General features: G+C 73.0%; 11 protein-coding genes, 1 pseudogene and 1 riboswitch. Of the genes and pseudogenes, 4 read left to right on the plus strand and 8 right to left on the minus strand.

Annotated elements, in window-relative coordinates; translation table 11 throughout:
- Nucleotides 1-24 precede the first annotated feature (24 nt).
- The 3 genes and pseudogenes from ACFY15_RS02575 to ACFY15_RS02585 form a co-directional block, all read left to right on the plus strand.
- Nucleotides 25-234 (plus strand): annotated as a pseudogene (locus tag ACFY15_RS02575) (GNAT family N-acetyltransferase); the annotation flags it as partial.
- 124 nt (nucleotides 235-358) lie between these two features.
- A riboswitch (cobalamin riboswitch) is annotated at nucleotides 359-493 on the plus strand.
- A gap of 144 nt (nucleotides 494-637) precedes the next feature.
- The gene (locus ACFY15_RS02580) at nucleotides 638-3,028 is read left to right on the plus strand and encodes a ribonucleoside-diphosphate reductase subunit alpha (protein WP_390685271.1); all 2,391 of its coding nucleotides are present in this window, start codon (nucleotides 638-640) and stop codon (nucleotides 3,026-3,028) included.
- On the plus strand, nucleotides 3,028-4,044 hold the full coding sequence (locus ACFY15_RS02585; protein WP_390685270.1) for a ribonucleotide-diphosphate reductase subunit beta: 1,017 nt from the start codon (nucleotides 3,028-3,030) through the stop codon (nucleotides 4,042-4,044). Before ACFY15_RS02580 ends, ACFY15_RS02585 begins: the two co-directional genes overlap by 1 nt.
- A 280-nt stretch (nucleotides 4,045-4,324) precedes the next feature.
- Here ACFY15_RS02585 and def read toward each other — a convergent pair whose 3' ends face one another.
- The 8 genes from def to ACFY15_RS02625 all read right to left on the minus strand — a co-directional run bounded on the left by def (nucleotide 4,325) and on the right by ACFY15_RS02625 (nucleotide 11,913).
- The gene (gene def / locus ACFY15_RS02590) at nucleotides 4,325-4,960 is read right to left on the minus strand and encodes a peptide deformylase (protein ID WP_366452563.1); all 636 of its coding nucleotides are present in this window, start codon (nucleotides 4,958-4,960) and stop codon (nucleotides 4,325-4,327) included.
- Nucleotides 4,961-5,018: 58 nt separating this feature from the next.
- A complete protein-coding gene (locus ACFY15_RS02595) occupies nucleotides 5,019-6,014 on the minus strand; it encodes a hypothetical protein (RefSeq protein WP_366452564.1) in 996 nt (331 codons plus the stop codon).
- Between the two features lie 105 nt (nucleotides 6,015-6,119).
- The gene (locus ACFY15_RS02600) at nucleotides 6,120-7,376 is read right to left on the minus strand and encodes an HD-GYP domain-containing protein (protein WP_390685269.1); all 1,257 of its coding nucleotides are present in this window, start codon (nucleotides 7,374-7,376) and stop codon (nucleotides 6,120-6,122) included.
- Nucleotides 7,373-8,809: an HD-GYP domain-containing protein gene (locus ACFY15_RS02605; protein WP_390685268.1), complete on the minus strand. Its 1,437-nt coding sequence runs from the start codon at nucleotides 8,807-8,809 to the stop codon at nucleotides 7,373-7,375. Before ACFY15_RS02605 ends, ACFY15_RS02600 begins: the two co-directional genes overlap by 4 nt.
- Before the next feature lie 213 nt (nucleotides 8,810-9,022).
- Nucleotides 9,023-9,325 (minus strand): mycothiol system anti-sigma-R factor, encoded by a 303-nt coding sequence (gene rsrA / locus ACFY15_RS02610; protein ID WP_390685267.1) that lies wholly within the window; start codon nucleotides 9,323-9,325, stop codon nucleotides 9,023-9,025.
- Entirely contained in the window at nucleotides 9,322-9,966 is a 645-nt protein-coding gene (locus ACFY15_RS02615; protein WP_007266438.1) for a sigma-70 family RNA polymerase sigma factor, read from the minus strand. The genes rsrA and ACFY15_RS02615 overlap by 4 nt, the downstream gene beginning before the upstream one ends.
- A 346-nt stretch (nucleotides 9,967-10,312) precedes the next feature.
- Nucleotides 10,313-10,951 (minus strand): alpha/beta family hydrolase, encoded by a 639-nt coding sequence (locus ACFY15_RS02620; protein ID WP_390824901.1) that lies wholly within the window; start codon nucleotides 10,949-10,951, stop codon nucleotides 10,313-10,315.
- Nucleotides 10,952-11,097: 146 nt separating this feature from the next.
- Complete coding sequence (locus tag ACFY15_RS02625) at nucleotides 11,098-11,913, minus strand: SOS response-associated peptidase (RefSeq protein WP_390685265.1); 816 nt, start codon at nucleotides 11,911-11,913, stop codon at nucleotides 11,098-11,100.
- 80 nt (nucleotides 11,914-11,993) lie between these two features.
- Here ACFY15_RS02625 and ACFY15_RS02630 point away from each other — a divergent pair, with 80 nt between their 5' ends.
- A complete protein-coding gene (locus tag ACFY15_RS02630; RefSeq protein ID WP_390685264.1) occupies nucleotides 11,994-12,707 on the plus strand; it encodes a M50 family metallopeptidase in 714 nt (237 codons plus the stop codon).
- Nucleotides 12,708-12,711 lie beyond the last annotated feature (4 nt).

Raw genomic sequence — 12,711 nt, forward strand, 5'->3', positions numbered from 1 at the left:
CACCCGGTCCTTGAGGACCTCGGTCTGAAGGGTGAGGCCTCACTCGCCTTCCTCGACGGTGCCGCCTCCGACGATAGCGCCGAGCACGGACACCCGTCCGGCACACTCGGCGGCAGCCCGCACGACGCCGAGTTCCGCATGCTCGCGGTCGCCGCGGAGGTGCGCGGGCAGGGCGTCGCGGAGGCCCTCGTCCGCCCCTGCGCCGACCGCGCCCGGGCCGCGGACGGGCTTCGTCCGCCCCCCCGAACGGGACTGCTCCCCCTCCCCGCACCGACCCCGCTCACGTACCGAATGGAGCTGTGACGACACGCTCCGCATGCACCCGACACAACATGTGGGGGCTACCGCATCGGGTCGCCCCCACATGTATGCTCATGGCTGCTGCCGCCGCAGGGGAATCCGGTGGGAATCCGGAACTGTCCCGCAACGGTGTGACGTACGCCGAACGGCGTATCCGCGAGTCCGAAGACCTGCCGGCAGTGCCCCCCGGATCGACCGAGCCGGGGTGTCGATTCGTCCGGGCCTCGCGGTTGGGCCGGTGGACGCCACGCGGTGGTGAGCGCTCTCGTGCGCGCCCGCGTGCGCCCGCTCGCGCTCGCTCCGCCTATGACCGGACCGAGTGAGGGAGAGCTCCCCCGTGACCATCGCGCCCGCCGCACCGCGCGCCGAGTCCGACCACCCCGAAGCCGAAGGTCCCGGGGCCGCGCTGCTGCGCACCCTCACCGAGCTCACGGCCGACCTCCCCGACACCGACCCCGGCCGGGTCGCCGCCGCCGCCCTGCGCGGCCGCAGCGCCGCCGCCGACGAGGCCGAGCTGCGCGGGCTCGCCACCGAGGCCGCGGCCGGCCTGATCTCCGAGGACCCGGCCTACTCCCGCCTCGCCGCCCGCCTGCTGACCCTGGCGGTGGCCGACGAGGCCGCCGGCCAGGGCGCCACCTCCTTCGCCGAGTCCGTCGCGGTCGGCCACCGCGAGGGCCTGATCGCCGACCGCACCGCCGAGTTCGTCGCCGCCCACGCCGCCCGCCTGGACTCCCTCGTCGAGCTCGCGCTCGCCGAGGGCGCGGACGACCGCTTCGGCTTCTTCGGCCTGCGCACCCTGCACAGCCGCTACCTGCTGCGCCACCCGCTGACCCGTCAGGTCATCGAGACCCCGCAGTACTTCATGCTGCGCGTGGCCTGCGGCCTCGCCGAGGACGACAGCGTCCGCGCGGTCGAGGAAGTGGCCTCGCTCTACCGGCTGATGAGCCGCCTCGACTACCTGCCGTCCTCCCCGACGCTGTTCAACTCCGGTACGCGCCACCCGCAGATGTCCTCCTGCTACCTCCTCGACTCCCCGCTGGACGAGCTGGACTCCATCTACGACCGCTACCACCAGGTCGCCCGCCTCTCGAAGCACGCCGGCGGCATCGGCCTCTCCTACTCCCGCATCCGCGCCCGCGGCTCGCTGATCCGCGGCACCAACGGCCACTCCAACGGCATCGTGCCGTTCCTGAAGACCCTCGACGCCTCCGTCGCCGCCGTGAACCAGGGCGGCCGCCGCAAGGGCGCCGCCGCCGTCTACCTGGAGACCTGGCACGCGGACATCGAGGAGTTCCTGGAGCTCCGCGACAACACCGGCGAGGACCAGCGCCGGACGCACAACCTCAACCTCGCCCACTGGATCCCGGACGAGTTCATGCGCCGCGTGAACGCCGACGCCGAGTGGTCGCTGTTCTCCCCGTCCGACGTCCCCGAGCTGGTGGACCTGTACGGCGACGAGTTCGACGCCGCCTACGTCAAGGCCGAGGCCGCCGGGCTCGCCAAGAAGACCATGCCGGCCCGCGACCTCTACGGCCGCATGATGCGCACCCTCGCCCAGACCGGCCAGGGCTGGATGACCTTCAAGGACGCCTCCAACCGGACGGCGAACCAGACCGCGCTGCCCGGCACCGTGGTCCACTCCTCCAACCTCTGCACCGAGATCATCGAGGTCACCAACGACGGCGAGACGGCCGTCTGCAACCTCGGCTCCGTCAACCTCGGCGCGTTCGTCGTCGACGGGGAGATGGACTGGGAGCGCCTGGACGAGACCGTCCGCACCGCCGTCACCTTCCTCGACCGCGTCGTCGACATCAACTTCTACCCGACCGAGCAGGCCGGCCGCTCCAACGCCAGGTGGCGCCCGGTGGGCCTGGGCGCGATGGGCCTCCAGGACGTCTTCTTCAAGATGCGCCTGCCCTTCGACTCCGCCGCGGCGAAGGCCCTCTCCACGAAGATCTCCGAGCGCATCATGCTCGCCGCGTACGAGGCCTCGTGCGACCTCGCCGAGCGCAGCGGCCCGCTCCCGGCCTGGGCCGAGACCCGCACCGCCCAGGGCGTCCTGCACCCGGACCACTACGAGACCGAGCGCCACTGGCCCGAGCGCTGGGACGCCCTGCGCGCCCGGGTCGCGAAGTCCGGCATGCGCAACTCGCTGCTCCTCGCGATCGCCCCGACGGCGACGATCGCCTCGATCGCCGGCGTGTACGAGTGCATCGAGCCGCAGGTCTCCAACCTCTTCAAGCGCGAGACCCTCAGCGGTGAGTTCCTCCAGGTCAACGGCTACCTGGTCGAGGACCTGAAGAAGCTGGGCGTGTGGGACGCGCAGACCCGCGAGGCCCTGCGCGACTCCTCCGGCTCCGTCCAGGGCTTCGGCTGGATCCCGGAGGAGATCCGCGAGCTGTACCGCACGGCGTGGGAGATCCCGCAGCGCGGCCTGATCGACATGGCGGCGGCCCGTACGCCGTACCTGGACCAGAGCCAGTCGCTGAACCTGTTCCTGGAGACGCCCACCATCGGCAAGCTCAGCTCGATGTACGCGTACGCCTGGAAGCAGGGCCTGAAGACCACGTACTACCTGCGCTCGCGCCCGGCGACGAAGATCGCCCGCGCTGCCTCCGGTACGGCCGTCCCGGCCGCCGCCACTCCCACCCAGCTGCCGCAGGCCATGGACGCCGAGGCGCTGGCCTGCTCCCTTGAGAACCCCGAGTCCTGCGAGGCCTGCCAGTAATGAGCTCCACCGAGAAGAAGAACCTCCTCGACCCGGGCTTCGAGCTCACGCTCCGCCCGATGCGCTACCCGGACTTCTACGAGCGATACCGGGACGCGATCAAGAACACCTGGACCGTGGAGGAGGTCGACCTCCACTCCGACGTCGCCGATCTCGCGAAGCTGACGCCGGCCGAGCAGCACATGATCGGCCGCCTGGTCGCGTTCTTCGCGACGGGCGACTCGATCGTGGCGAACAACCTGGTCCTGACGCTGTACAAGCACATCAACTCCCCGGAGGCGCGCCTGTACCTGTCGCGCCAGCTGTTCGAGGAGGCCGTGCACGTCCAGTTCTACCTGACGCTGCTCGACACCTACCTGCCCGACCCGGACGACCGCGCGGCCGCCTTCGCGGCCGTGGAGAACATCCCGTCGATCCGCGAGAAGGCGCAGTTCTGCTTCAAGTGGATGGACTCGGTCGAGAAGATCGACCAGCTGGAGACGGCCGCCGACCGCCGCCGCTTCCTGCTGAACCTGATCTGCTTCGCCGCCTGCATCGAGGGCCTGTTCTTCTACGGTGCCTTCGCGTACGTGTACTGGTTCCGCTCGCGCGGCCTGCTGCACGGCCTGGCGACGGGCACCAACTGGGTCTTCCGCGACGAGAGCGCCCACATGAGCTTCGCCTTCGAGGTCATCGACACCGTCCGCAAGGAGGAGCCGGAACTCTTCGACACCGAACTCCAGCAGCAGGTCACCGACATGCTGAAGGAGGCCGTGGAGGCGGAGCTCCAGTTCGGCCGCGACCTGTGCGGTGACGGCCTGCCGGGCATGAACACCGACTCGATGCGCGAGTACCTGGAGTGCGTCGCCGACCAGCGCCTGGTCCGCCTCGGCTTCCCGCCGGTGTACGGCTCGCAGAACCCGTTCTCGTTCATGGAGCTCCAGGGCGTCCAGGAACTGACGAACTTCTTCGAGCGCCGCCCGTCGGCCTACCAGGTGGCCGTCGAGGGCACCGTCGACCTGGACGAGGACTTCTAGTCCACAGGCCGGCCTCTGCATGAGGAGCCGGGGCGCGTCGTGCGAACGCGCCCCGGCTCCTCACGTTCCGCGCACGGTCGCCCGAGGGGCGGCAACGGCCGGTAATCGCCCATGACTTGACATTCAGGGCGGGGGTGCCTGGCCGCCGCGCGCCGGCGGTGGTGTGATCCGGGTACGCCGTACCGCGCGACCCACGCGGAGGAACCCCCCACAGGCGAAGGCCCCGCTCCGGAGCGTTCCGGAGCGGGGCCTTCGTGCGGTTGCGGGCGCGCGGCCGGGGTCAGTCGTTGGCGACGACGGGGTAGCGCGGGGTGTTCTCCGCCATCTGGCGCAGCGCGTCCTTGCGGTCGCGCTTCGAGAGGCGGTCGATGTACAGGTAGCCGTACAGGTGGTCGGTCTCGTGCTGGAGGCAGCGGGCGAAGTAGCCGGTGCCGCGGACCTTGATCGGGTTGCCCTGGGCGTCCTGGCCGGTGACCTCGGCGTAGTCCGGGCGGGCCAGAGAGGCGTAGGCGGTGGGGACCGAGAGGCAGCCCTCGTTGGAGTCGTCCAGGACGCGGGAGCCGGCCGGGAGCTCGACGAGCCTGGGGTTGACCACGACGCCGGTGTGGCGGACGCCGTCGTCGTCCGGGCAGTCGTAGACGAAGACCTTGGCGTCCACACCGATCTGGTTGGCGGCCAGGCCGACGCCCTCGGCGGTCTTCTGGCTGGCGAACATGTCGTCGATCAGCTGCGCCAGCTCGTCGCCGAACTCGGTGACGTCCTTGCACTCGCGATGCAGGACCGGGTTGCCGACGACCGTGATCGGGCGGGACGTACCGCGCTCGCGGTGGGCGAGCTCGCGCGCCTCACAGTCCTCGGTGTCCACGACCCAGCCCTCGTCGTCGATCGGGGTCACCTGGTTCTCCTGCTGCGCCATGTCCGCCGTACGCCTTCCCTCAAGTCCGTGGTGTGCCCGTACAGCCTACGGCCCGGGGTCAGCAGACTTCTTCGAGATCCCGCCACTCCCGGCTGTCGGGGCTGTCCGCGACCCAGCCGTCGAGCAGTCCGCGCACCAGGCCGGCCGGGGCCGCGATGCCGCATTCGCGCTCGGGTACCCACAGCGAGCCGGATCCGGCCGTGCGGTGGCCCAGCGGGCCGGGGTGGCCGGGTTCGCTGTGGTCGTGCGGGTCGAGGTGGTCGCCGACGCCCTCGCCGCTGGGCATCGAGCTCTCCGAACAGGTCCGGCAGAGGAGCCGCACCGACGAGGACCAGTCCTCGGCGGCGAAGCCCGCGTCCGAGGCCAGCTGTTCCAGGGCGTCGCGGTCGGCCTCGGTGGCCGCCTCCAGGAGCACCACCCAGGTCGGCACCGGGGAGGGCGCCCACAGCTCGATCTCGTCGAAGACGGGGTACGAGGGACCGGCGGCGGTGACCCGCTCGCCGTGCGGAACCCCGTCGTGCAGGACGACCTCGCCCCAGCGCCGTCCCGAGGACGGCAGCGGAATCGACAGGACCTCCATGCGGGCTGGATCGAGCCTGCGGCCCCACACGACCTCGGCCTCGCCCTCGGGCGACAGCCGTACGGCCGCGCTGCCGAGCTCCATGCCCACCGGTTCGCCCGCCCCGGCCGTGCTGTGCGGGTCGCCGGGCACCTTCAGCCCGTACGCCTGCCAGGCCCGGCGGGCCAGCGGCCAGTCCTGGAGCGCGGTCGCGGCGATGCCGACGTTCCACCAGTCCGGGGCGCCTGCCTCGCGGTCCAGCAGGGCGACGGCGCGCAGGCCGGCGGCCCGCGCCTGCTCCCAGTCGTGCCGGAACTTGTGGAGGAGGGCCAGGTTGAACCAGGACTCGGACAGCCAGGGCTCCAGGTCCGCCGCCCTGGTCAGCAGCGCACCCGCGTCCTCGTACCGACCGTCGCCGATCAGCGTGAACGCGCGGTCGGTGGCCTGCCGCCACGAGGCGGAGGGCCGATGCCGTACCTTCCCGAAGATCCTCACGATTCCCGCCTGCCGCTCCAACGGTTCAGCCCTGCGGACACCCTCACGGACACCCCTTACTGCATCCAACCATGCCCGCTCGGACGACCGCTCATTACCCATGGGTTACCACGGCGGGACGGGGACGACTCTGCCGCGTCCGCCCCTGGCCAGAACCCTCGCCAGGGACTCCACGACCTCGGGCTGGTAGTCGTGCCCCGTTCCCAGGCGCAGCCGTTCCAGGGCGGCCAGTGAGCCGATCGGGTGACGTCCGGTTCCGGCCAGGTCGTCGTACGCGTTCACCGCGCGCACGATCCGCGCGGCGACGGGCTGCTGCCGGTACGGGTCCGCCTGCCGCTCCACGATCACCGCGACCTCCGCCGGCACCCCGGTCTGCCGGGCCACCTCGCCGCCGAGCCCGGCGATCCGGCGGGCCTCGTCCGCGGGCAGTTCGGCGGTGGCCCCGCCGGGGACGGGGTCGACGAGCGAGAGCTGGCCGATGTCGTGCATCAGGGCCGCGTACTCCAGCACCGTGAGCTCCCGTTCGGAGAGCCCGAGCTCGCGGCCGACGGCGCAGCTGAGGAAGGCGACGCGGCGGGTGTGGCCGGGGGCGGTGCAGCCGGCGATCTCGGTGGCCCGGGCCAGGGAGGTGATGGTCTGGCGGTAGGTGGTGCGGACGGCGTCGATCCGGTGGAAGGACAGCTGGGTCAGCAGCAGCGGCACGCTGAGGACGGGCAGGGCCCACAGGCCCGCCACGGCCACGCCGAGCGCCATCACGACCCCGGTGGCGCAGATGGCCGGGCCGATGCCGAGCTGTGCGCGCAGTTCGTCGCGCAGCAGCGGCCCGTACGGCCAGCCGGTGCGGGCTCCGGCCAGTGCGGCGGCGAGGACGGCGTCGCACAGGGCGGTCAGGCCGAGCAGGACCAGCAGCGACAGGACGAGGCGGGGGCCCTGGCCGATCCGGTGGGCGAGGAGGCCGGAGCCGTGGAGGGGCTGGAAGCAGGCGGCGGCGAAGGCGACGGTCAGGACCCGGCGGGCCACGTGGTCCAGGGCGGGGCCGTGGCCGCGGGCGATGTGCGGGACGGTCCCGGCCAGGGCGGCCGCGACGACGACGGCGACGGCCTGGAGCGCGCCTTGGTGGGTGGGGTGTCCGGCGTCCTGCCCGAGCAGGGCGTAGGCGAGGGCGGCGGCGGAGCCGAGGGGTGCGGGGCGGCGGTCCTCGGCGCTCCGGTGGCGGCGGGCGAGTTCGCCGACGGTGACCAGGGTGGCGAAGGCGAGGGCGGTGGCGGGTTCGGCGACGCCGGTCCACAGGGTGTGCCCCAGCGCCCCGGCGGTGAGCGCGGCGGCGGCCCCCCGTACGGCCCACCCGGCGAACGTCCTCACGGGCCGGCCCTGCCCGGTCCGGACGGCCCGGTCTGGGCGGCGTCGCGGCCCTGGGCCGGCATCCCGGGCAGGCCCTCGCCCGTCGCGCCCGGGGCGGCGGCCTCGGCCGCCACCGACCGGGGGGCGTCGTCGGAGGTGACCACGGGGTGCCAGCCGTCCCGGGCGACGGCGGCGGTCAGGGCCCGGACCATGACGGGGTCGAACTGGGAGCCCGCGCAGCGTTCGAGCTCCGCCAGGGCGGTCTCCACGGGCCGGGCCCGGCTGTAGGAGCGGGTGGAGGTCATCGCGTCGAAGGAGTCGGCCACGGCCACCACCCGGGCCGGCACCGGGATCTGCTCCCCGCGCAGCCCGTACGGGTAGCCGGAGCCGTCGATCCGCTCGTGGTGGTGCAGGATCGCCGAGCGGGCCTCCCCGAGGAAGCCGATGCCGCGGACCATCTCGTGCCCGTACTCCGGGTGCAGTTCGATGACGCGGCGTTCCTCGGGCGTCAGCGGGCCGTCCTTGCGCAGCAGCCGCGTCGGCACGCCCAGCTTGCCGACGTCGTGGAGGATCCCGGCGATGCGGACGACCTCGCGGAGGTCGTCGGCCATGCCCAGTTCGCGGGCGATCATCGCGGAGGCCTGGCCCACGCGTTCGCTGTGCCCGCGCGTGTAGCGGTCCTTGATGTCGACGGCCTGGACGAGGGCGCGGATCGTGGCCTGGTGCGCGGTGTGCTCGCGCTGGTACTGGGCGAAGACCCAGCAGGAGATGTACATCGGCAGCAGGACCGGCAGGGCGGCCGTGGGGCCGTAGGCGCTGTGCCACATCACGGCCGTCATCAGGCCGACCAGGCCGTGCAGGCCGTACGGGGCGAGGGCCGGCGTCCGCCGGGCCGCGGTCCGCAGGAGGGCGGGCGGTGGCCGCCGGGCGGTGGCCGCCGGGCGGCCTTCGGCGGCGGTCACCACGGCCGTGTCGAGGACGGTGAGGACCAGGCCGAAGACGACGGCGGCGACGGCGGCGGGAAGCAGGGCGTACGGCAGGGCGGCCGGCCCGGCGAGCACCTCCGGGCCGCCGAGGAGCCCGTAGGCCCGTCCGGCCGTCCAGGCGGCGACGGCCTGCCGGGCCGCGTACCAGACCCGGCGTACGGCGACGGGGCGCCCGGCGGCGGGCTGGGCGAGTCCGCCGGGCAGGGCCACGAGGGCGGCGGCAGCGGGCGGCAGCAGGTAGACGGCGGCCAGCACCACCGGGAAGAAGGGGCCGATCCCCTCGGGCATCCCGCGCCGGCGGAAGGGCAGGACCCGGGCGGCCTCGCAGCCGAGGCAGAGGGCGGCCAGCAGCCCCACGGCCGGCCAGGGCACGGCGGATCCGGGGAGCAGGGCGGGGGCGGCGCACGCGGCGGCGGCGAGCGCGACGCCCAGGACACAGGCGCGCGCCGCCGGCGGAAGGACCCGCATGGCGCTCTCCTCCCCTGGGCGGGCAATGCGGGTACCGCATCGGAAGGGGTACCGCGAGGGGAGAATAAGTCGACCCCCGTGCGAAGCGGGGGACATTTTCACATTGCCCCGTACGGGCGCCTCCGGATTAGCGCCTTCGAGTGAATGAAGGGTGCTTCCGGAGGCGTTGTCGGCCGTACGGGTGGAGGGGCTCCGGCGGGAACGGGCTGCGGATCAGCCGCCCGAGGGCCCCGCCGTCACGTCGTGGTCGGGAACGGCCTGGCCCGAGCGGATCAGCTCGATCCGTCCCATGACCTTGGACCGCAGGTCGGTCGGTACGTCGTCCGAGCCGCAGCAGCGTTTGACCAGCTTCTTCACGGCCTGCTCCAGACCGTACTTCTCCAGACAGGGATTGCATTCACCGAAGTGGGTCTCGAACTTCGTGCAGTCGCTGTCGGGCATCTCGTGGTCCAGGAACTCGTAAAGGTGGTCCAGGACCTCGGCGCACTCCGTCTCGTGCGGCTCTCCGCAGCTCATGACCCCGAGCCTTTCAGGTCGTTCGACTCTCCCGCGCCCGCGGGGACCAGCCCGCGCTCGCGGGCGTAGTCCTCCAGCATTCCGCGGAGTTGACGGCGGCCACGGTGCAGCCGGGACATGACCGTACCGATGGGTGTACCCATGATGTCCGCGATCTCCTTGTACGCAAAGCCCTCTACGTCGGCAAGATAGACCGCGATGCGGAACTCCTCGGGAATGGCCTGGAGGGCCTCCTTCACGTCGGAATCCGGCAGATGGTCGAGCGCCTGCGACTCGGCCGAACGCAGTCCGGTCGACATGTGCGACTCGGCGCGCGCCAGCTGCCAGTCCTCGATCTCCTCCGCGGCGCTGCGCTGCGGCTCGCGCTGCTTCTTGCGGTAGGAGTTGATGAAGGTGTTGGTCAGAATGCGGTACAGCCACGCCTTGAGGTTGGTGCCCTCGCGGAACTGGTGGAAGGACGCGTAGGCCTTCGCGTACGTCTCCTGGACCAGGTCCTCGGCGTCGGCCGGATTGCGCGTCATGCGCAGCGCGGCGGAGTACATCTGGTCGAGGTAGCCGAGGGCGTCCCGCTCGAACCGCGCGTTGCGCTCAGCGGTCGTCTCCTGCGCCTGGCCTTCGTCGGTCCCAGCGACAGGACCCACCTCCTCCGACAGCGTGGCGGCTCCGAAAGCGGATCCGCTCGAATCGGAGAATAGTCGACCATCCCGGCCTTCCGCCGCCTGAACCGAGCGGCGCTTGGGCGCGGTCAGAACAGTCCACTCCAGGTCAGCGGCCTGCCGACGGTTCTGGCTGATGACCTGGGTCATGCGCTCCCTCTCCTCCGACGTCTTTCCCCTGCGTACCGACACTCCCCACAACAGGAGCACCGGCCCGCGCATTCCCGGGCGCGGCAAGGGATCCGGCGCGTCCGCGGGGGCCGGCGGGGCGGCGGGTGAGCGGGATCACGCGCCGCGCCGCCGCGAATCTGTCAGGTCGGTGCCGCCGGGGTCAGCCGAGGGTCCGGGCGAGCCAGGGGGCGACCGCTCCGGTGATCACCGCGAGGGCCTCGTCCTGCGTCAGGGCGGCCTTCCTGGGCACCGCGAAGCCGTGATCGCCGTGGGGGACCTCCACCAGCTCGTACTCCCCTTCCGGGAACTCCTCGGGGCGCCCGAAGGAGTCCCGGCCGCCCTGGAGCACCAGGGTGGGCCGGCCGGCCTCCAGCAGCTCGCCGGCCCGGGACTTCTCGGGCCTGCCCGGCGGGTGCAGGGGGAAGGCCAGGGCGAGCACGCCGGCCGCGCCGAGCTCTGCGGCGGTCCGGCAGGCCACGCGGGCCCCGGCGCTGCGCCCGCCGGCCACGACGGGCAGTCCGGGCCGGGTCAGGGCGGGCCACAGGCCCCGCCACCCCTCGTCGAGGACCTTGGGGGCGGCCGCGACCTTCTTCCCGGCGACCCGCCAGGGCTGCTCGACCAGGGCGACGGTGAAGCCCCGCGCGGGCAGGTCGGCGGCCAGGGCCTGGAGGTCGCGGGCCTCGACGCCGCCGCCGGCTCCGTGGCCGAGGGCCAGTACGGCCCGGGCCGCGGGGGCGGTGTGCCAGGTGACGCGGGCCTGTCCGGCCGGGGTCTCGACGGTCTCGCTGCGCGGGGTCATCCCCCCATCGTGCCGGGTGGGGGCCGCCGCGCCGCGCAGGCCGGGGCCGGAAAGGCCGCGCAGGCCGGGGCCGGAAAGGCCGCGCAGGCCCGGGGTCGGAAAGGCCGCGCAGGCCGGGGGCCGGAAAGGCCGCTCAGGCCCGGGGGCTAGAAGAGCGTGCCCTCCTCGGGGGCCTCCAGCTCGCCCAGCAGCTCGGGCCCGTTGTTGCGGACGTTGCTCACGGCGGTGGAGACCGGGTAGGCCCGCATCAGCCCGGCGGGCGGCGGGGCCAGGAGCGCCCGCAGCTCGTGCTCGTCGGTGCGGGCCGGGTCCAGCCAGGCGTCCCAGCGGTCCGGGGTCAGCATCAGCGGCATCCGCGGGTGGATGTCGGACAGCGAGCGCGGGCCCTCGGCGGGGGCCACGCCCAGCGGGGTGGTCTCGGCCTCGGCGGTGATCACCGAGCAGGTGGCCCACCAGGCCTGCGGGTGGTCGGGGGGCAGGGCGGCATCGCGCCAGAACTCGTAGACCCCGGCCATCGCGAAGACGGAGCCGTCGGCGGGCAGCACGAAGTAGGGCTGCTTGCGGGCCCGTTTCCTTCTCCCCTCCACCTCCAGCTGCCGCTCGTCGTGCGCCGTGACCCACTCGTAGTAGCCGTCGGCGGGGACGATGCAGCGCCGCTGGGCGAAGGGGCGCCGGAAGGACGGCTTCTCGTGCAGGGTCTCCGACCGGGCGTTGATCATCCGGGCGGCACCCTCGGGGTTCTTGGCCCAGGAGGGAACCAGGCCCCACTTCAGGGTCCGCAGCTGGCGAACCGGGCGCGGGTCCCGAGCGTCTTTGAGGGGACGGTCGAGGACGACGTGGACCTCCTTGGTCGGCGCCACGTTGAAGTCGGGGGCCAGAGTCTCCTCGGGCTCCCACCGCTCGATGCCGAATATCCCCGCCAGTTCCTGTGGCGTCCTGCCGGCCGCAAACCTTCCGCACATGGCTGACACACTGCCACGACCGCCCCGGCCGCCGCCGGGGTGTCCGCGCAAGCCCACCACCGCGAGGAGTCCGCCCCTCCATGGACAGCAGCACGACCGCCGGTCTCTGGGACCGGCTGACCGGCATACAGACCGCCCCGGACTGGTGGCTGGTGGCCGCCACCGGCCTGGCCGCCCTGGCCGTCGTGGCGTGGCGCCCGCTGTGGCTGCCGGCCCGCAACGCGATCACCATCGCGCACGAGGGCGGCCACGGGCTGGTGGCCCGGCTGACCGGGCGCAGGCTGGAGGGGATCCGGCTGCACTCGGACACCAGCGGGGTGACCGTCAGCTGGGGCAAGCCGACCGGGGTCGGCATGGTCCTGACGGCCGCCGCCGGGTACACGGCGCCCTCGCTGCTGGGCCTGGGCGGCGCGGCCCTGCTGTCGGCGCACCGGATCACGGTGCTGCTGTGGGCGGCGACCCTGCTGCTGGTGCTGCTGCTGGTGCGGATCCGCAACGCCTACGGGCTGCTGACGGTGGTGCTGGCCGGTGCGGCGTTCGTCCTGGTGTCCTGGCTGGCCTCGGCCGCGGTACAGGCGGTGTTCGCGTACGCGGTGGTGTGGTTCCTGCTGGTGGGCGGGGTGCGGCCGGTCTTCGAGCTCCAGCGCAAGCGACGCGGGGGCGCCGCGCCGGACTCGGACGCCGATCAGCTGGGGCGGCTCACGCACCTGCATCCGGTGGTGTGGCTGGCCTTCTTCCACACGGTCGCCCTGTGCTGCCTCGTGGGCGGCGGGCGCTGGCTGCTCGGCCTGTGAGACG

This window comes from Streptomyces sp. NPDC001373, from assembly GCF_042895815.1.
GTDB lineage: Bacteria > Actinomycetota > Actinomycetes > Streptomycetales > Streptomycetaceae > Streptomyces.